The organism is Pseudomonas sp. nanlin1 (genome assembly GCF_045571515.1).
Taxonomy (GTDB): Bacteria; Pseudomonadota; Gammaproteobacteria; order Pseudomonadales; family Pseudomonadaceae; genus Aquipseudomonas.
Genome location: NZ_CP124218.1, coordinates 1,929,651 through 1,946,955 on the forward strand (window position 1 = coordinate 1,929,651; position 17,305 = coordinate 1,946,955).

At 63.2% G+C, this 17,305-nt stretch carries 19 protein-coding genes; 16 read left to right on the top strand and 3 right to left on the bottom strand.

The features are described 5' to 3' along the window. Window positions 1-17 precede the first annotated feature (17 nt). The 7 genes from QCL65_RS09085 (at window position 18) to QCL65_RS09115 (ending at window position 5,453) form a co-directional block, all read left to right on the top strand. Window positions 18-1,145, top strand: coding sequence for a chemotaxis response regulator protein-glutamate methylesterase (locus tag QCL65_RS09085; protein ID WP_407315878.1), 1,128 nt, complete (start codon window positions 18-20; stop codon window positions 1,143-1,145). Then, window positions 1,145-1,885 carry a flagellar motor protein gene (locus tag QCL65_RS09090; protein WP_407315879.1) on the top strand — a complete coding sequence of 247 codons (741 nt, stop codon included), beginning with the start codon at window positions 1,145-1,147 and terminating at the stop codon, window positions 1,883-1,885. Before QCL65_RS09085 ends, QCL65_RS09090 begins: the two co-directional genes overlap by 1 nt. A gap of 18 nt (window positions 1,886-1,903) precedes the next feature. Continuing rightward, window positions 1,904-2,785 (top strand): flagellar motor protein MotD, encoded by an 882-nt coding sequence (gene motD, locus QCL65_RS09095; protein WP_407315880.1) that lies wholly within the window; start codon window positions 1,904-1,906, stop codon window positions 2,783-2,785. A 58-nt stretch (window positions 2,786-2,843) separates the two neighbouring features. Beyond that, window positions 2,844-3,632: a ParA family protein gene (locus QCL65_RS09100; RefSeq protein ID WP_407315881.1), complete on the top strand. Its 789-nt coding sequence runs from the start codon at window positions 2,844-2,846 to the stop codon at window positions 3,630-3,632. Further along, window positions 3,632-4,513, top strand: a complete 882-nt coding sequence (locus tag QCL65_RS09105) for a CheW domain-containing protein (RefSeq protein ID WP_407315882.1) — start codon at window positions 3,632-3,634, stop codon at window positions 4,511-4,513. The genes QCL65_RS09100 and QCL65_RS09105 overlap by 1 nt, the downstream gene beginning before the upstream one ends. Window positions 4,514-4,580: 67 nt before the next feature. Then, entirely contained in the window at window positions 4,581-5,060 is a 480-nt protein-coding gene (locus QCL65_RS09110) for a chemotaxis protein CheW (RefSeq protein WP_407315883.1), read from the top strand. Beyond that, window positions 5,061-5,453: a DUF2802 domain-containing protein gene (locus QCL65_RS09115; RefSeq protein ID WP_407315885.1), complete on the top strand. Its 393-nt coding sequence runs from the start codon at window positions 5,061-5,063 to the stop codon at window positions 5,451-5,453. 13 nt (window positions 5,454-5,466) lie between these two features. Here QCL65_RS09115 and QCL65_RS09120 read toward each other — a convergent pair whose 3' ends face one another. The 3 genes from QCL65_RS09120 to QCL65_RS09130 all read right to left on the bottom strand — a co-directional run bounded on the left by QCL65_RS09120 (window position 5,467) and on the right by QCL65_RS09130 (window position 10,264). Next, complete coding sequence (locus tag QCL65_RS09120; RefSeq protein WP_407315886.1) at window positions 5,467-8,250, bottom strand: dermonecrotic toxin domain-containing protein; 2,784 nt, start codon at window positions 8,248-8,250, stop codon at window positions 5,467-5,469. A 128-nt stretch (window positions 8,251-8,378) separates the two neighbouring features. Further along, window positions 8,379-8,693, bottom strand: a complete 315-nt coding sequence (locus QCL65_RS09125; protein WP_407315887.1) for an EscU/YscU/HrcU family type III secretion system export apparatus switch protein — start codon at window positions 8,691-8,693, stop codon at window positions 8,379-8,381. Further along, window positions 8,690-10,264 carry a flagellar hook-length control protein FliK gene (locus QCL65_RS09130; RefSeq protein ID WP_407315888.1) on the bottom strand — a complete coding sequence of 525 codons (1,575 nt, stop codon included), beginning with the start codon at window positions 10,262-10,264 and terminating at the stop codon, window positions 8,690-8,692. The genes QCL65_RS09125 and QCL65_RS09130 overlap by 4 nt, the downstream gene beginning before the upstream one ends. Before the next feature lie 45 nt (window positions 10,265-10,309). Here QCL65_RS09130 and ccmA point away from each other — a divergent pair, with 45 nt between their 5' ends. The 9 genes from ccmA to ccmI are packed head-to-tail and all read left to right on the top strand — an operon-like array spanning window position 10,310 to window position 17,301. Beyond that, entirely contained in the window at window positions 10,310-11,038 is a 729-nt protein-coding gene (gene ccmA / locus QCL65_RS09135) for a cytochrome c biogenesis heme-transporting ATPase CcmA (RefSeq protein WP_407315889.1), read from the top strand. Next, window positions 11,035-11,703, top strand: coding sequence for a heme exporter protein CcmB (gene ccmB / locus QCL65_RS09140; RefSeq protein WP_407315890.1), 669 nt, complete (start codon window positions 11,035-11,037; stop codon window positions 11,701-11,703). The genes ccmA and ccmB overlap by 4 nt, the downstream gene beginning before the upstream one ends. Window positions 11,704-11,736: 33 nt before the next feature. Next, the gene (locus QCL65_RS09145) at window positions 11,737-12,513 is read left to right on the top strand and encodes a heme ABC transporter permease (RefSeq protein ID WP_407315892.1); all 777 of its coding nucleotides are present in this window, start codon (window positions 11,737-11,739) and stop codon (window positions 12,511-12,513) included. After that, window positions 12,510-12,686, top strand: a complete 177-nt coding sequence (gene ccmD / locus QCL65_RS09150; protein ID WP_407315893.1) for a heme exporter protein CcmD — start codon at window positions 12,510-12,512, stop codon at window positions 12,684-12,686. Before QCL65_RS09145 ends, ccmD begins: the two co-directional genes overlap by 4 nt. Further along, window positions 12,683-13,126 carry a cytochrome c maturation protein CcmE gene (gene ccmE, locus QCL65_RS09155; protein ID WP_407315894.1) on the top strand — a complete coding sequence of 148 codons (444 nt, stop codon included), beginning with the start codon at window positions 12,683-12,685 and terminating at the stop codon, window positions 13,124-13,126. Before ccmD ends, ccmE begins: the two co-directional genes overlap by 4 nt. Further along, on the top strand, window positions 13,123-15,096 hold the full coding sequence (locus QCL65_RS09160; RefSeq protein WP_407315895.1) for a heme lyase CcmF/NrfE family subunit: 1,974 nt from the start codon (window positions 13,123-13,125) through the stop codon (window positions 15,094-15,096). The genes ccmE and QCL65_RS09160 overlap by 4 nt, the downstream gene beginning before the upstream one ends. Continuing rightward, window positions 15,093-15,629, top strand: a complete 537-nt coding sequence (locus QCL65_RS09165; RefSeq protein WP_407315896.1) for a DsbE family thiol:disulfide interchange protein — start codon at window positions 15,093-15,095, stop codon at window positions 15,627-15,629. Before QCL65_RS09160 ends, QCL65_RS09165 begins: the two co-directional genes overlap by 4 nt. Beyond that, complete coding sequence (locus tag QCL65_RS09170; protein ID WP_407315897.1) at window positions 15,626-16,126, top strand: cytochrome c-type biogenesis protein; 501 nt, start codon at window positions 15,626-15,628, stop codon at window positions 16,124-16,126. The genes QCL65_RS09165 and QCL65_RS09170 overlap by 4 nt, the downstream gene beginning before the upstream one ends. Beyond that, entirely contained in the window at window positions 16,123-17,301 is a 1,179-nt protein-coding gene (gene ccmI / locus QCL65_RS09175; protein WP_407315899.1) for a c-type cytochrome biogenesis protein CcmI, read from the top strand. The genes QCL65_RS09170 and ccmI overlap by 4 nt, the downstream gene beginning before the upstream one ends. Window positions 17,302-17,305: the final 4 nt, after the last annotated feature.

Genomic DNA, 17,305 nt, shown 5'->3' on the forward strand with positions numbered 1-17,305 from the left:
CGTCTAATGGAGTGTTTATGGCAGTCAAGGTCCTGGTGGTGGATGATTCCGGTTTTTTCCGCCGTCGTGTCTCGGAAATTCTCTCGTCGGATCCGAATATCCAGGTAATCGGTACCGCCACCAACGGCAAGGATGCAATCGAACAAGCGCTGGCGCTCAAGCCGGACGTGATCACCATGGACTACGAGATGCCGATGATGGACGGCATCACCGCCGTTCGGCATATCATGCAGCGCTGCCCGACCCCGGTACTGATGTTCTCTTCACTGACCCACGAAGGCGCGCGGGTGACCCTCGATGCGCTGGACGCCGGGGCAGTGGATTTCCTCCCCAAGAATTTCGAAGACATCTCGCGCAACCCTGACAAGGTCAAGCAGATGCTCTGCGAGAAAGTCCATTCCATCTCGCGCAGTAACCGTCGTTTCAGTCATTCAACGCCTGCTGCGGCAGTGACGCCTGCCCATCATGCGCCGGCCAGCGAGCGTAGCGTGCCTGCTCCGCGGGCTGCCACGCCAGCCCCGGCAGTACGCAGCACAGCGGCACCGGCGCCATCGTCGACCCACTCGCCGACACCCAAACGCAAGGCCTACAAACTGGTGGCTATCGGTACCTCCACCGGTGGCCCGGTGGCGTTGCAGCGGGTGCTGACCCAGCTCCCTGCCAATTTTCCGGCGCCTATTGTGTTGATTCAGCACATGCCGGCGGCGTTCACCAAAGCGTTCGCCGAGCGCCTGGACAAGCTTTGCCGTATCACCGTCAAAGAAGCCGAAGACGGTGACGTCTTGCGCCCTGGCCTGGCCTTGCTGGCGCCGGGGGGCAAACAGATGATGGTCGACGGGCGCGGCGCGGTGAAAATTCTGCCAGGCGATGAGCGCCTGAACTACAAGCCCTGCGTGGACATCACCTTTGGCTCTGCGGCGAAATCTTACGGCGACAAGGTGCTGGCGGTGGTCCTCACCGGCATGGGCGCCGACGGCCGTGAGGGCGCTCGCCTGCTCAAGCAGGGGGGCAGCCAGGTGTGGGCCCAGGATGAGGCGAGCTGCGTGATTTATGGCATGCCTATGGCCATCGTCAAGGCCAACTTGGCCGATGCCGTGTACAGCCTCGATGACATCGGTCGCCACCTGGTGGAGGCCTGCGTCTGATGGATGTTTTGAGCCTGATCGGTATTATTCTGGCGTTCGTCGCCATCATTGGCGGCAACTTCCTTGAGGGCGGGCACCTGTCCGCCTTGCTCAATGGCCCGGCGGCGCTGATCGTGATCGGCGGCACATTGGCGGCGGCGTTGCTGCAAACGCCCATGAGTGCGTTCAAACGCGCCCTGCAAATCGCTCGCTGGATACTCTTCCCGCCACGTATCGACTTGTCCAGCGGCATCGACCGTGTGGTCAATTGGAGCCTCACGGCGCGCAAGGAAGGCCTGCTCGGCCTGGAAAGCGTGGCCGACGTCGAACCCGACAGCTACGCGCGCAAGGGCCTGCAATTGCTGGTCGATGGCGCAGAACCGGAGGCGATCCGGAGTATTCTCGAAGTGGATTTCCTCACCCAGGAAAGCCGCGACGTGCAAGCGGCCAAGGTCTACGAGTGCATGGGCGGTTATGCGCCCACCATCGGCATCATTGGTGCGGTCATGGGGCTGATTCACGTGATGGGCAACCTGGCCGATCCTTCGCAACTGGGCAGCGGTATTGCCGTGGCCTTCATCGCCACCATCTATGGCGTGGCGAGTGCCAACCTGGTGCTGTTGCCCATGGCCAACAAGTTGAAAGCGATTGCCCTGCGCCAGTCGCGTTACCGAGAAATGCTGCTGGAAGGCATTCTGTCGATTGCCGAGGGCGAAAACCCCCGGTCCATTGAATTGAAGCTGCAAGGCTTCATGGACTGATGGAATCACGGAGTAGCCATGGCCCGACGTCGCCACGCTGAAGAACATGAAAACCACGAACGCTGGCTGGTGTCCTACGCGGACTTTATCACCTTGCTGTTCGCGTTCTTTGTGGTCATGTATTCCATTTCCTCGGTCAACGAAGGCAAATACAAAGTGCTGTCCCAGGCTTTGGTTGGCGTTTTCAACGACCCCGACCGTAGCCTGCGGCCCATCCCTATCGGCGACGAACGGCCGTTGACGGTCAAACCGGCCGAGCCGCTGATCAAGGACAGTGAGCAGGTAGACGCGGCCATCAGCGCACCGGATGCGCTGCAAAGCATCGCCGATAATGTACGTGACGCCTTCGGAGACTTGATCAAGTCCGATGAGCTGACAGTACGCGGCAATGAGCTGTGGATCGAGATCGAACTCAAGTCCAGCCTGTTGTTCGGCAGCGGCGACGCCATGCCCAGCGATAAGGCGTTCGAGATCATCGAAAAGGTCTCGAAGATTCTCAAGCCCTTCGACAACCCCGTCCACGTCGAAGGCTTTACCGACAACCAGCCGATCCGTACCGCGCAGTACCCGACCAACTGGGAACTCTCCACCGCCCGGGCGGCCAGCATGGTGCGCATGATGGCCATGGAGGGCATCGACCCGCGCCGTATGGCGGCAGTCGGTTACGGTGAGTTCCAACCGGTGGCCAGCAACGATACCGCCGAAGGCCGCGGTCATAACCGCCGGGTGGTGCTGGTGATCTCGCGCAACCTGGACGTGCGGCGCAGCCTGACTGGGTCCGGCAGCGCTAATGTCAAACCGGACGCGGCAATGAAGCGGGCTGGCACACAAACTGCACCGACGCCCATGAAGCCTTTATCGCCGCCGCCAGCCGTCAAAACCCCGGCACCGGCATTATGAATTTACACCTCCACAGTCTCGGCCAGGCGATCTTCCTGGTGCGTGGGAAAACAGCAGAATGAGAGTTTGGGCAGTCGCCAACCAAAAAGGTGGAGTCGGTAAAACCACCACATCGATCGCCTTGGCCGGGTTACTGGCCGAGGCGGGCAAGCGCGTGGTCGTGGTCGATCTCGACCCCCACGGCTCGATGACCAGCTATTTCGGGCACAACCCCGATGAACTGGAGCACAGTTGCTACGACCTGTTCTTGCACAAGGGCGGGGTGCCTGATGGCTTACCTGCGCGGTTGCTGTTGCCCACCAGCGACGCGCTTATCTCGTTGTTACCGTCCAGCACGGCGCTGGCGACCCTGGAACGGCAGTCGCCCAGCCAAGGTGGCCTGGGCCTGGTGGTTGCCAAAAGCCTAGCGCAATTGTGGCAGCAGTTCGATTACGCGGTCATCGACAGCCCGCCGCTGCTGGGTGTGTTGATGGTCAACGCCTTGGCGGCTAGCCAGCAGTTAGTGGTGCCGGTTCAGACCGAGTACCTGGCGGTCAAAGGCCTGGAACGTATGGTCAGGACCCTGGAAATGATTAACCGTACGCGCAAGCTGCCGCTGCCGTTCAGCATTGTGCCGACGCTGTTCGACCGGCGCACCCAGGCGTCGCTGGGTACCTTGCGCTTGTTGCGTGACGAATTTCCGGCACACGTCTGGGAAGGCTTCATTCCGGTCGACACGCGCTTGCGCGACGCCAGCCGAGCAGGGCGCACACCGTCGCAATTCGACAACAAGAGCCGAGGTGTACTGGCGTACAGAGCCTTGCTCAAACACCTCCTTTCGCAACAGCTTTTGACGCAGGTAGCCTGATGAATCGTCCCGTCGAGATCGCCACGCGCCCGCAACTGGCCCTGCAAAGTTATTTGGACGGCTTGCTGCGCGAAGCCACCGAAGAACTTGCAAGCATTCCGGAACCGGTCGACGAATTCCAGGCCGCGGTGCTCGAAGAGCAGGCCCGCGATGCACTGTTGCTGAAAACCCCCAAAGCGGCTCCCGTGGCAATGGCCGAGCCGGTGCGCGTGCCTCAGGCAACTCAGCTCGAAGTTACACCAGAACCTCAATTCGAAGCGCCCGTAGCGGTAGCTGCGCCCGCCGTCGTGGCTCCCGTGCCCGAAGTGCTGGAACCTGTGGTCGAAGTGCATCGCCCCAGCGCTACGGGCGGTTTGCCCCCGGTGTTGGCCGATGGTCGACCGCACTGGGCTGCCGAACCGTTCGAGTGCCTATTGTTCGACGTCGCCGGGTTGACCCTGGCCGTGCCACTGGTGTGCCTGGGCTCGATTTATTCGCTGGCGGGCCAGGAGTTGACGCCGCTGTTCGGCCAGCCCGAGTGGTTTCTGGGCATCTTGCCCAGCCACAGCGGCAACCTCAAGGTGCTGGACACAGCGCGCTGGGTCATGCCGGACCGCTACCGCGAAGACTTCAAGCAAGGCCTGCAGTACGTCATTTCGGTGCAGGGCTACGAGTGGGGCCTGGCGGTGCATCAGGTCAGCCGTTCGCTGCGCCTGGACCCAAGCGAAATCAAATGGCGTGGCCAGCGTGGCCAACGGCCGTGGCTGGCCGGTACGGTCATCGAACACATGTGTGCGTTATTGGATGTCGCGCAACTGGCCGAGCTAATCGCCAGCGGCGGGGCCAAGCACCTGCAGAGCGTCAAGGCCGGCGGACCTGCCAAGGCCAAAAGAAGCAAATGAAGGGCGGTGCGTCGTGCGCCGTTTCACCAAGTACACCGTTATCCGCGGTCAATGAGAGGTCAGGGTTATGAGCAAGTCGTCTGCTAAAGGTGCTGAAGATCCCATCCTGCAATGGGTTACCTTCAAACTGGACAATGAAACCTACGGCATCAACGTGATGCAGGTTCAAGAAGTATTGCGCTACACCGAAATCGCGCCAGTGCCAGGTGCCCCTAGCTACGTGCTGGGCATCATCAACCTGCGCGGTAATGTGGTAACGGTCATCGACACCCGCCAGCGCTTCGGCCTGGACAATGCCGAAGTCACCGACAACACCCGTATCGTGATCATCGAAGCCGACAAGCAAGTCGTCGGTATCCTGGTCGACAGCGTGGCCGAAGTGGTTTACTTGCGCCAGTCGGAAGTGGAAACAGCGCCTAACGTCGGTAACGAAGAGTCCGCCAAGTTCATCCAGGGCGTGTGCAACAAAAACAATGAGTTGTTGATTCTGGTCGAACTGGACAAAATGATGTCCGAAGAAGAGTGGTCGGACCTGGAGAACATCTGATTGATCGTTGAGGTAGCGGTGGTTCTGCTGGCGGTGCTGTGGGTTGGGACAATTGCGCTGTTCATGTCCTACAGCAAAAGCCAGCGGCAGATTCAAGCCGAGCAGGCGGCGGGCGATGCGCTGCGGGATCAGCGCATTCGCGACCTGGCCAAACGTGTGGACGACTACCAGAACGGTAACGTGCGCATGGGCGAAGCCTTGCATGAATTACGCGCCGTGGTGGCGCCCTTGCCCGATCGCCTCGAGCAAGTGGCCCAGCGCGACCCCTCGACCCTGTCGTTCAACCAGGCCGCCAAGCTGGTCGGCATGGGTGCGTCCATCGATGAACTGACCCAGGCCTGTGGTTTGACCCAGGCCGAGGCCGAGTTGATGAGCAAGTTGCACCGCAGTTAAGCGGTGCAGTGGTTCACGTATAGCGCCAGCTCATGGTGCTGCCCACGCGGGCGACACGGCTTAGAGGGCACAGGGCCTCGGCCATTTCAATAAACTGCCCCTCATTGAAAAAATTGTGCGCGTTGACCACTGGGCACGCGTTGAACAGCCATGCCTGGCGAAAGGTACCCAGCGCGGGCAATGCCTGCTGGATGACATCGGTGAACAGCCGGGGCCCGGTCATTGCACTCAACTGCTCGGCGTAGCGGCGAAAACCCGCCGGGTCCACGGCGTAATTTGGCCGCGAATGATAAAACTCCGGGCGGGCGGCGAAGCGTCGGCGCATTTCCTCGTTGATCGCATCCAGGGTCGGGTTTTGCGCATGACTGCCGATCAGGCTGGTGTTGTATTCCCAGTTCATACCCAGCGCCGAATGGCGCAGGGGCGGATACACCAGTAAGCCATCTGGGCTAGCGACCAGGGGCACGCTGGCGACGGCCGCCGTAGCGACGCCCTCCGCCGGCGGCTGTTCGGCCTGCAACAAGGTATCGTCCATGTCCATGAACAACCCCCCTTCGTATTTGAGCAATTGGAAGCGCAACACGTCCGCTGCCGACGCATTGTTGATTGCCACGCCGCCATTGCCATCGAGTGCCGCTCGGTACTGCTCGTAGTAGGGGCTTTGGCTGAATGCTTCATACAGCGGGTGTTGCTCGAGCTCAATCACTTTCAGGTTGGGCGCATGGGCCAGCAGCAACTCGCGGTTACGGGCAAAACTGCTTGCTGAGGCGTTGCTTAAAAACAGCTGATATTCATAGCCACTGTTGACCAGGCTGGCGGCATTGCGACCAACGTTGGCCAGCAGGTCCGGTTCGATGAGCGCTTCCCCCACCCATATCGATGAGATCTTGGCGGGAATGGCGCTGACGTCCGTTGCTCGCATGGCAGCGAAATCCACTGGGATATGCAGGTCGATGCCCAAGGCGCGCAGGCTGGCCATGCGATGCTGGTTGGTGGTGGGGTGATCGGCGCCGTTCCACTCGACCATCCCATTGCCCGGCGGCTGCGGGGCGACATAGCGGGGTGGGTCCAGCTCGTTGAGGTCTTCCAGCTTGATGAAGGTGTCGGTTTCAATGTCGTAAGTGACCCGTGTCAGGTAACCCCCGATTGCACATTGCAGCTCGTCCCGTTGGCCATCGAATTTCAGCACCCGCATCACCGAATTAGCCACTGCGGCATTGGCTTCTGGCAAGGGTGCCATGGCGGGGGCCGGCATGAACGCCTGCGCAACCGGTTCTTCGAGCGGTAGCGCTGGCCAGTGCGGCGGGTCAATCGGGCTTAGCGGGTAGCCCAGGCGACCGTTAAGCCATTTGGGCGCCACGAACTTCCAGGGTGCTGCCTCGAATTTTACCGGGGCTGCGGCGTGGGGCAGGGCCATAGCATTGAACAAGCCATAGGCGAGTTCCTCCAACCCTTGCTGGCGTTGTGCGAGGGTTTTGCCCGTGAGCAGGGCGTCCATGCCCAGGCCAAATTGCGCCACACCGCCGACCGCAAACAACGGCGCCAGCGCCGGCATGACCAACGCCAGCGGAGCGAGCACGTTGATGGCTGAGCTGAGGTAACCGCGCCATTTCGCCTTGGTGACACGGCTGTCGGTTTCGATGAGGTAGTCCGCGTCCTGGAATGCGCGTTTTTTCTGGCGCCTGGCCAAGGCTTGGAACAGGTCGCCGGTGATCAGCGGGCTGTACTCTTTGGGCTTGTAGTTAACGATGTCCTGAGGGTTCCAATAGCCACTCGTGGCGAAGCCTGGGTGGTCGTCTGCAGCAAAATGATGGGCCTTAGGGTACAGGCCTAAGCCGATCATGACTGTTTCCAGGCCGCTGTAGCTCAGGCCATCGGTGGCATCGGCGGGAGCGAAATGTTGCAGCAGCGCCGCGCGCTGGGAAGCCCCGCGGCATTGTTCGGCCAGCCAGGTTTTCAGTGCGGCCGAGTCGTTAAACTCGTGCAGGGGCGCCGAGTTGCCCGGCATGTACAGCAACGTCAGGCCGCTGGCGGCGTTGCTCAGGCAGAGCAAGTCGGTGGCGGCGTAGCCATACAGGTTCAATGCTGACACCCGCACCACGGGGCGGCTTTTCGCGCTCAGGCCCAGGCTTGCCCAGGTCGGCGCGGCTTCCAGGCCAGCGACTTGCCAGGCCAAGCGTCGGCCCTCGTCACTGAGGCTGCCATTGGCGCTCTGGCGATTGCACGCGGCAATGAAGCTGATCTTGGCTGCCTGGCCATAGTGCACCTGGTGGGCATTCCAGAAGCTGTTGAGCATGGCCTTGTAGGGGGTTTGGAAGTCCAGGTCCCAAATGAACTGCTGGAACGCTTCGGCCGATAGTTTGACGTGGTTGTCTGGGCCGTAGGTCTGCGGCGTGACGTGCCGATAAAGGCCGTTGAACACTTGGTAATCGGCGCCATAAGCCAAGAGACCCTGGGTGTCGAGCCTGTCCACCAGCACCAGCGGCCCCTGGGGCGGGTCACCTGCCCAAGGCGCGTGCAGGGCGGCAGCTACTAGGTCATTGTTCGACTCGCCTTGCCAGTTCGCCAGCAGCGCCTGAGTCAGGCTCATGCTCTGCACCACTTGCGCCAGGCACTGCCCGTTGTGGTAGCGATAGTGCAAGGTCACGGCCTCGACCTGGTCGGGGTCCAGGGTCAGGCCCTGGCTCGCGGCCCAGTGCTTCACGGCGTCGGCGGCGGCCCGATCGGGCCTGGGGAAGTCGCTCAGGAGGTCGCGGACAAAGTGCGCGCCCGACTCGCTAATCAACGAAGAATGCATAAGGGTGTACCCGGTTAGCACGCGGATTCGTGCCAGGGCATGCTCCATCCACACCACCCTGGCAAGGTGGTAACCCTGTAGCGAGGGGCCTAGGCCCCGATCTTCTGCTCCTCGACCAACACCGCCCTTCAGCGCGGCGTAATATCACGCTCCAGCGCCGGCGGTGAGGGGTCGAACCCCTGGGGGTATTTGCCCTTCAGATTCCAGGCAAACGCGATAATTTCAGCGATGGTGCGGTAGAGCTCCTCGGGAATGCTGTCGCCCAGTTCCAGGCGCGCCAGCATCTTCACCAATTCAGCGTTTTCGTAGATCGGCACTTCGTGCTCGCGGGCGATCGCCAGGATCGCTTCCGCCAGTTCGTCATCACCTTTGGCGGTCAGGGTGGGGGCGTTGCTGCCGTCGTAGGTCAGCGCAATGGCTTGCCGAGGGGCTTGAGTCGTCATGCTTTTTCGTCGACCCAGCGATGTTCGAGGTGGGTGCGCGGACCACGCGGTGGGGTGCCGTGGTGGCAGCCAAGGTCGGTGATGTTCAGCCCGACGCTGGTGAGCCGTTCACGCAGGTTGCCCAGTTGGCTCTCGATCAGCGCAGCGGTGGCCGGTAGCTCGGCCCATAGCTGGCTGGACAGATTGCCCTGGCTGAACTGCGCTTGCACTTGCAATGGCCCCAGGGGCGTCAGATCGAAAGCCAGCTCTACCCGCCATAGGCGTTGGCGCGGCTCCTTGGGGGGGTCGCGGGGGTCGGGATGGTCCGGTTCAGGGGTGTCTTCGCGCTGAATCTTCACTTGTAGCGGCACGATGTCCTGCAGGTTGCGCATGGGGATTTCCAACTGCCAGGTGGTCTGCACCTTGCCGTCGGCGTCGGTGCCGGTCTGTTCCAGGCTCGACAACTGATGGCTCTGTAAACGGGAAATGGCCGCCGCCGCCAGGCGTAACAGGTGTTCCAGATCATGCTCGCCGTCTTGCCCGCCCAGGTGCCGCGAGGGCAGAGGAAAGCCGCCCAGCTGCGGCTTGGCGCCTACCTGGCCGAGCATGCCCAGGGCGCTGCGCACGTATCCCGGCATCGCTTGGGCCAGGGTGGTGGCTGCGGCGTTGGGGTTGAAGTTGGTGTTGGCAGGCAGGCCAGGCGCTAACTGCGCCACCAGCCTGAGCAAATACCCCTTGAGGTCCGGTGCGGTGGCGCTGGCTTGCCCGCTGAGTAACTGCGGCTCCAGGAATAGACCGCTGTTTTGCAGCGCCTGGGCGACGGTTTTGGCGCTGCCCAATTGTTCGACGCTGGGCAGGCTGGCCAGCAGGCTCGTGAGGGTCGCGCGCGCGTCGGCGGGTAGGGCGGCGGTTTTATCCGGGTTTTGCAGGTTGGCCAGCAAGCCTTGCAGGGAGGCCTGGCGGGTTTGCTGGGTATTGAGTTGCTGGGCCAGGGCCAGTTGGTCGAGGCGCCCGGTCAAGGGCACGAAACTCAACGCCTGGTTGCCCTGCACCTGGGCACTGAGCAGGCTACCCAAGCGCAGCGGCTGGGGGCTGTCGAGGGTCAGAGTGGTGCCGGCCAGGGCCGTATTGAGCAGGGTCACCATGGAACGGTAAACGTTAGGCAAGCCAGGGACGGCCGGCAACGCCTGGGTGGTCACCACGGTGCCTTGCAGCAAGGTACCTACGGGCAGTTTCGCGGTGTCGAGTTGGGTCAGGTTGCGCACATTCTCGGCGCTGGCTTGTTGGCTCGCGATTGCCAGGCTGCCAGGGGTGAACGAGGTCAGGGTCAATTGCGTGCCCTGGGCCAGGGGCTGGCTGCTCAGTGCCTGCACGGTGGTCTGGGCGCCGCTGGCCAGGGTCAGCTTGAGCAAAAGAGTGAAATCGACGCTGCCCTGTTTCAGCGCCAGCACCTCGGCTTTGGCGCTCTCGCCCACGGCCAGCAGGCTGTCGATCGGCTGCACCAGCTTCAATAACTCGCCGCTGGGCACCATCGGGCGCGTGGCCGCAGTAGCCGCGGCGGCAGGTGCAAGGCTGGTGATTTCACTGGTCATTGCAGGTTAACCCGTCTAAAAGCGCATATTCGGAGGCAACCCTCCATGTATAATGCCGGCCCGTTCGCGCATGGCGCGGTGACTCTGCGGCTATTGCACTATAGCGGCCGCCCGGGCCACGACTTGAACAGCCCTCAACCACAAGGCAAAGCGTTGACCTTTCTTCTCCAAGCTTCGGCGCTGGCCTGCGAGCGCGACGGGCGCATGCTTTTCGAGCACCTGCAATTGCAGCTCGAGCGCGCTGAACTGCTGCACGTCAGCGGCCCCAATGGCAGTGGCAAGACCAGCCTGCTGCGGCTGCTGGCCGGGCTGATGGCGCCCAGTGCGGGCAGCGTGCGCCTGCATGGCTTGCCCGTGGCCAGGCAGGGCGCGCACCTGCTGTGGATCGGCCACGCCGCCGGTATCAAAGAGCTGCTCACTGCCGAAGAAAACCTCGCTTGGCTCAGCGCGCTGCATCGCCCCGCCAGCCTGGCGCAGATCCGCCAGGCCTTGGCCGAAGTCGGGTTGCGCGGTTTCGAAGACGTGCCCTGCCATACCCTGTCGGCCGGCCAGCAGCGGCGTGTCGCCCTGGCGCGGCTGTACCTCGACCCGCCACCCCTGTGGCTACTGGACGAACCCTTTACCGCGCTGGACAGCTCAGCGGTGGCGCAGTTGGAAGCGCATCTGGCCGCGCACTGCCTGGCCGGCGGCAGCGTGGTCCTGACCACCCACCACCAGCTTGCGCAACGCCCTGGCGGTTACCGCGAACTGGACCTGGGGCGCTACGCGGCATGAGTGTGTTCACCTTGTTGCTGCGCCGTGAAGCCCGGCTGCTGTGCCGCCGCCCGGCCGAGCTGGCCAACCCGCTGGTGTTCTTCGCCATCGTGGTCGCGTTATTTCCTTTAGCGGTGGGGCCGGACGCGCAATTATTGCAAAGCTTGTCCCCGGGTTTGGTCTGGGTCGCCGCGTTGCTGGCGGTTTTGCTCTCCCTGGACGGCCTGTTCAGAAGCGATTTCGAAGACGGCTCGCTGGAGCAATGGCTGCTGTCGCCCCATCCGCTGGCGCTGCTGGTGTTGGCTAAGGTCCTGGCCCACTGGGCTTTTTCCGGTCTGGCCTTGGTGCTGCTGGCGCCCTTGCTGGCGCTGATGCTGGGGCTGCCCGGCGACTGCTTGGCGGTCCTGCTGGCCTCGCTATTGCTGGGTACGCCGGTGTTGAGCCTGCTGGGGGCAGTGGGGGCAGCGCTGACCGTCGGGCTCAAACGCGGCGGCGTGCTGCTGGCGCTGCTGGTGTTGCCTTTATATATTCCGGTATTGATCCTGGGCAGCGGCGCATTGCAGGCAGCCCTGCAAAACCTGCCCACCAGCGGTTACCTGCTGTGGCTCGCCAGCCTCGCCGTGTTGACCCTGACCCTTAGCCCTTTTGCCATAGCCGCCGGCCTGAAGATCAGCGTCGGTGAATGAACGAGGCCTGAACAAGGCCCTGGATGTACCCTGATGAACAACTCGCAGAACCGCTGGGCCTGGTTGCACAGGCTCGGCTCACCGCAAACCTTTTACGCCCTCAGCGGGCGCCTGCTGCCGTGGTTGGCAGGCGCCGCCGCCGTGGCGCTGGGCGTGGGCCTGGTCTGGGGCCTGGCCTTCGCGCCACCCGACTACCAGCAAGGCAATAGCTTTCGCATCATTTACATTCATGTGCCTGCGGCCATGCTGGCCCAGTCGTGCTACGTGATGCTGGCGCTGGCCGGTGCGGTCGGGTTGGTCTGGAAAATAAAAGTCGCCGACATCGCCCTGCAATGCGCTGCGCCCATCGGTGCCTGGATGACTGCCCTGGCCCTGGTCACTGGGGCCATTTGGGGCAAACCGACCTGGGGCAGTTGGTGGGTGTGGGATGCCCGCCTGACCTCCATGCTGATCTTGCTGTTCCTCTATTTTGGCCTGATCGCCCTGGGCCAGGCCATCAGCAACCGTGACAGCGCGGCCAAAGCCTGTGCGGTGCTGGCCATCGTTGGCGTGATCAACATTCCCATCATCAAGTATTCGGTGCAGTGGTGGAACACCCTGCACCAGGGGGCCACGTTTAGCCTGACGGAAAAACCGGCGATGCCGGCCGAAATGTGGCTACCGCTGTTGTTCACCGTGTTCGGCTTTTACTGTTTTTTTGGCGCTGTGCTCCTCCTGCGCATGCGCCTGGAACTGCTTAAACGCGAGGCTCGCAGCCGCTGGGCGGTTGCCCAAGTGCAGCGCTGCCTGGGCGCGGAGGCCAGCCGATGAGTTTTGCTTCATTCGGTGATTTCCTCGCCATGGGGCATCATGGGTTGTACGTCTGGTCAGCCTATGGGCTGTGCCTGCTGGTGCTGGCGGTGAACGTGGCGGCACCGCTGGTGGCCCGGCGGCGATACCTGCAACAAGAGGCGCGTCGTTTGCGCCGGGAGAAGGGCAATTGAAGCCGCACCGCAAGAAACGCCTGTTGATCATCCTGGCCCTACTGGCTGGGGTGAGCCTGGCGCTGGGCCTGGCCCTCAGCGCCCTGCAGGAAAACATCAACCTATTCTACACCCCGACCCAGATCGCCAACGGCGAAGCCCCGCTGGATAAACGCATCCGCGCCGGTGGCATGGTCGAGAAGGGCTCGCTGCAGCGTTCGGCCGATTCCCTCGACGTGCGCTTCGTGGTCACCGACTTCAACCGCGAGGTGACCATCACCTACCGCGGCATCCTCCCGGATTTGTTCCGCGAAGGGCAGGGCATCGTCGCTCTCGGTAAGCTGGACGACAATGGCGTGGTAGTGGCCGATGAGGTGCTGGCCAAGCACGATGAAAAGTACATGCCGCCGGAGGTTAGCCAAGCCTTGAAGGACAGCGCCCAGGCAGGAGCAGCCCGATGATTCCCGAACTCGGCCATTTGGCCATGATCCTCGCCCTATGTTTTGCCGTAGTGCAGGCCAGCGTGCCATTGCTGGGGGCCTGGCGCGGCGACCGCTTGTGGATGAGCCTGGCGCGGCCAGCCGCTTGGGGCCAGTTCGCCTTTCTAGGCTTTGCCTTCGCCTGCCTGACCTACAGCTTTATGGTGGACGATTTTTCTGTCGGCTACGTGGCCAATAACTCCAACAGCGCCTTGCCCTGGTTCTATAAATTCAGCGCCGTGTGGGGCGCCCACGAGGGCTCGCTGCTGCTCTGGGCGCTGATCCTTGGCGGCTGGACCTTCGCGGTATCGGTGCGCTCCCGGCAATTGCCCCAGGTGATGCTGGCGCGAGTGCTGGCGGTGATGGGCATGATCAGCATCGGGTTTCTGCTGTTTCTGATCTTCACCTCCAACCCCTTTGCGCGCATTCTGCCGCAGATGCCAGCCAACGGCCGCGACCTCAACCCATTGCTGCAAGACATTGGCCTGATCGTTCACCCACCCATGTTGTACATGGGCTACGTCGGGTTTTCCGTGGCCTTTGCGTTTGCCATCGCCGCGTTACTCGGCGGGCGCCTGGACGCCGCATGGGCACGCTGGTCGCGGCCCTGGACTTTGGTCGCCTGGGCGTTTCTGGGTATCGGCATCACCCTGGGCTCGTGGTGGGCCTATTACGAACTGGGCTGGGGCGGCTGGTGGTTCTGGGACCCGGTGGAAAACGCCTCGTTCATGCCATGGTTGGTGGGCACTGCGTTGATTCACTCATTGGCGGTGACTGAGAAACGCGGGGTGTTCAAAAGCTGGACCGTGCTGCTGGCCATCGCCGCCTTTTCCCTTAGCCTGCTGGGCACCTTCCTGGTGCGCTCTGGGGTGCTCACCTCGGTGCATGCCTTTGCCTCGGACCCGGCGCGCGGCGTGTTCATTCTGATCTTTCTGTTGCTGGTGGTCGGCGGTTCGCTGACCCTGTTCGCCGTGCGTGCTCCGGTGGTCAAAAGCCATGTGGGCTTCGCCCTGTGGTCGCGGGAAACCCTGCTGCTGGGTAATAACCTGGTGCTGGTAGTGGCCGCGTCGATGATCCTGCTCGGCACCCTATACCCCTTGGTACTCGACGCCCTCAGCGGGGCCAAGCTGTCGGTGGGCCCGCCGTATTTCAATGCGCTGTTCGTGCCGCTTATGGCATTGCTGATGCTGGTGATGGCGGTGGGTGTTTTGGTGCGCTGGAAAGACACGCCCTGGCGCTGGCTGCGCGGCATGCTGGTGCCGGTGCTGATTGGCAGTGCGCTGCTGGCGCCGCTGGCCGCGTGGGCCGTGGGCGACTTCGACTGGCCAGTGTTGAGCGTGTTTGCCCTGGCCGCCTGGGTGGTGCTGGCCGGGGGCCGTGACCTGCTCGATAAAACCCGCCATAAAGGCTTATTGCGCGGTGCTCGCGGCTTGTCACGCAGCTACTGGGGCATGCAGTTGGCGCACCTGGGCATTGCCGTGTGCGCGGTGGGCGTGGTGTTGTCCAGTAGCCACAGTGCCGAGCGCGACCTGCGCATGGCGCCGGGGGATTCGATGAAATTGGCCGGTTACCACTTCCTGTTCCGCGGCGCGCAACACTTTCAGGGGCCCAACTTCACTTCGGACCGGGCCATTGTCGAAGTCAGCAGGCGTGGGCGGCCGGTCAGCATCCTGACCCCGGAGAAGCGCCTGTACACCGTGCAACAGTCGGTCATGACCGAAGCCGGCATCGATGCCGGGGTGACCCGCGACCTCTACGTGGCCCTGGGCGAACCCCTTGGTGACGGTGCGTGGGCAGTGCGCGTGCACGTCAAACCCTTCGTGCGCTGGATCTGGTTCGGCGGGTTGCTCACTGGCTGCGGTGGGCTGCTGGCGGCGCTGGACCGGCGCTATCGGGTCAAGGTCAAGCAACGGGTGCGCGACGTGCTCGGCGTGACGGGGGCCACCGCATGAGGCGCTGGATTCTGTTGATACCGCTGCTCCTGTTTATGGCCGTGGCGGTGTTCCTCTATCGCGGCCTGTACCTGAACCCTTCTGAGCTGCCCTCGGCGCTGATCGGCAAGCCATTCCCCGAATTCAACCTGCCTGCCGTGCAGGGCGCTAAGGCGCTGAGCCGCGCCGACCTGCTGGGCCAGCCGGCGTTGGTGAATGTCTGGGGCACCTGGTGCGTGGCCTGCCGCATCGAGCATCCGGTGTTGAATAAGCTGGCCGGGCAGGGCGTGCGCGTCTACGGCATCAACTACAAAGACGACAACGCCGCCGCTCTGAAATGGCTACGGGACTTTCACGACCCCTACCAGCTGAACATCAACGATGCCCAAGGCCGCCTGGGTCTCGATCTGGGCGTATATGGCGCACCGGAGACCTTTATGATCGACGCCCAGGGGGTGATCCGTCACAAATACGTAGGCGTGATCGACGAGACGGTCTGGCGCGAGCGCCTGGCACCGCTCTATCAAGCCCTGGTCGACGAGGCCCGGCCATGAAGCGCTGGTTGAGCGCGGCAGCTCTTAGCCTCAGCCTGCTAGGCGTGGCCCAAGCGGCCATCGACACCTACGAGTTCGCCAACGACAGCGAGCGCCAGCGCTTCCGTGAGCTGACTCAAGAGCTGCGCTGCCCTAAATGCCAGAACCAAGACATCGCCGACTCCAACGCGCCCATCGCCGCCGATCTGCGTCAGCAAATCTTCCGCCTGCTCGGGGAGGGCAAGAGTAACGCCGAGGTGGTGGCGTTTATGGTTGAGCGCTACGGCGAGTTCGTTCGCTACAAACCCGCCCTGAGCGCCCGTACCTGGCTGCTTTGGTTCGGCCCCGCCGCGCTGTTGCTGGGCGGCGGCGTGGTGATCGGGTTGCTCGTGCGCCGCCGACGCAGTGCGGGCGACGAGTCGCCCAGTGAATTGTCCGAGGCCGAGCGGCACCGCCTGGCGGCCCTGTTGGACAAACAACTGTCTGATAAAGAATCGTTGGATAAAAAGCGCCCATGACCGATTTTTGGCTGGCGACCGGCCTATTGCTGCTGGTAGCCATGAGTTTTCTATTAATCCCCATCCTGCGCGGGCGCAGTGGGCAAGCACCGGTCGACCGCACCGCCTTGAACGTGGCGCTGTATCAGGAGCGCGTGGCCGAGCTGAGCGCCCAGCGCGACGAGGGCATGCTCAGCGCTGGCCAACTCGACCTCGGCCAGGCCGAGGCGGCGCGGGAGCTGCTGACCGACACCGACGGCGCGGATGTCGCCCAGCCCAAGCATGCCAGCAAGGCCCTGCCGCTGCTGGCGGCACTGCTGGTGCCCTTGCTGGGCCTAGGCCTTTACCTGGCGTTGGGGGCGAGCGACAAAGTCGAACTGACCCGCGAGTTCGCCCAGCCGCCGCGTTCGATGGCCGAGATGACCGAGCGCCTGGAGCGCGCCGTGGTGGCGCAACCCGACTCGGCCGAAGGCCTGTATTTTCTGGGGCGTACCTACATGGCGCAAAATCGCCCAGCCGAGGCCGCGCATTTGTTCGAGCGCGCCGCGCGCCTGGCCGGGCGCCAGCCGGATCTGCTCGGGCAGTGGGCACAGGCGCTGTATTTCGCCCAGAACAAGCAATGGAGCGCGCCGATCCAGGCCTTGACCGACGAGGCTCTGGCGGCCAACCCGAATGAGGCCACCAGCCTGGGGCTACTGGGCATCGCCGCCTTCGAAGGCCAGCGTTACGCCGAAGCAGTTGGCTATTGGCAGCGCCTGCTGGCGCAACTGCCCGCCACCGATGCCTCGCGCCAAGCCCTGCAAAGCGGCATCGACCGCGCGCGCGAGCGGCAGGCGGCGACCCCGGCCCAGGCTGCGGCGGGTTTAACGGTGCGCGTGGCGCTGAGCGCCGAACTCACAGGCAAAGTGCTGCCCAGTGACAGCGTGTTTGTGTTCGCTCGCGCGCTCAATGGCCCGGCGGCACCCCTGGCGGTCAAGCGCTTGAGCGTGGCCGACTTGCCGGCCGAGGTCCAACTGAGCGATGCCGATGCGATGATGCCGCAGCTGAAACTGTCGAACTTTCCCGAAGTCCAATTGCAAGCACGGGTGTCCCGCGCAGGCGTGCCGACCCGCGGCGAATGGATCGGCCGCGGCCAGCCCCTGAGCAGCGCCACCACCGAGGCGCAGCATCTGACCATCGACAGCCCGGATCCGTAGAGAA

Excerpts from the sequence above, each read along its gene's own strand:
- QCL65_RS09160 (WP_407315895.1), top strand. The coding sequence starts at position 13,123 with ATGATTCCCGAACTCGGCCATTTGGCCATGATCCTCGCCCTATGTTTT.
- QCL65_RS09110 (WP_407315883.1), top strand. The coding sequence starts at position 4,581 with ATGAGCAAGTCGTCTGCTAAAGGTGCTGAAGATCCCATCCTGCAATGG.
- QCL65_RS09145 (WP_407315892.1), top strand. The coding sequence starts at position 11,737 with ATGAACAACTCGCAGAACCGCTGGGCCTGGTTGCACAGGCTCGGCTCA.
- QCL65_RS09100 (WP_407315881.1), top strand. The coding sequence starts at position 2,844 with ATGAGAGTTTGGGCAGTCGCCAACCAAAAAGGTGGAGTCGGTAAAACC.
- ccmI (WP_407315899.1), top strand. The coding sequence starts at position 16,123 with ATGACCGATTTTTGGCTGGCGACCGGCCTATTGCTGCTGGTAGCCATG.
- ccmD (WP_407315893.1), top strand. The coding sequence starts at position 12,510 with ATGAGTTTTGCTTCATTCGGTGATTTCCTCGCCATGGGGCATCATGGG.
- QCL65_RS09125 (WP_407315887.1), bottom strand. The coding sequence starts at position 8,693 with ATGACGACTCAAGCCCCTCGGCAAGCCATTGCGCTGACCTACGACGGC.
- ccmB (WP_407315890.1), top strand. The coding sequence starts at position 11,035 with ATGAGTGTGTTCACCTTGTTGCTGCGCCGTGAAGCCCGGCTGCTGTGC.
- QCL65_RS09090 (WP_407315879.1), top strand. The coding sequence starts at position 1,145 with ATGGATGTTTTGAGCCTGATCGGTATTATTCTGGCGTTCGTCGCCATC.
- QCL65_RS09105 (WP_407315882.1), top strand. The coding sequence starts at position 3,632 with ATGAATCGTCCCGTCGAGATCGCCACGCGCCCGCAACTGGCCCTGCAA.
- QCL65_RS09165 (WP_407315896.1), top strand. The coding sequence starts at position 15,093 with ATGAGGCGCTGGATTCTGTTGATACCGCTGCTCCTGTTTATGGCCGTG.
- motD (WP_407315880.1), top strand. The coding sequence starts at position 1,904 with ATGGCCCGACGTCGCCACGCTGAAGAACATGAAAACCACGAACGCTGG.
- QCL65_RS09170 (WP_407315897.1), top strand. The coding sequence starts at position 15,626 with ATGAAGCGCTGGTTGAGCGCGGCAGCTCTTAGCCTCAGCCTGCTAGGC.
- ccmA (WP_407315889.1), top strand. The coding sequence starts at position 10,310 with ATGTATAATGCCGGCCCGTTCGCGCATGGCGCGGTGACTCTGCGGCTA.
- QCL65_RS09130 (WP_407315888.1), bottom strand. The coding sequence starts at position 10,264 with ATGACCAGTGAAATCACCAGCCTTGCACCTGCCGCCGCGGCTACTGCG.
- QCL65_RS09120 (WP_407315886.1), bottom strand. The coding sequence starts at position 8,250 with ATGCATTCTTCGTTGATTAGCGAGTCGGGCGCGCACTTTGTCCGCGAC.
- QCL65_RS09085 (WP_407315878.1), top strand. The coding sequence starts at position 18 with ATGGCAGTCAAGGTCCTGGTGGTGGATGATTCCGGTTTTTTCCGCCGT.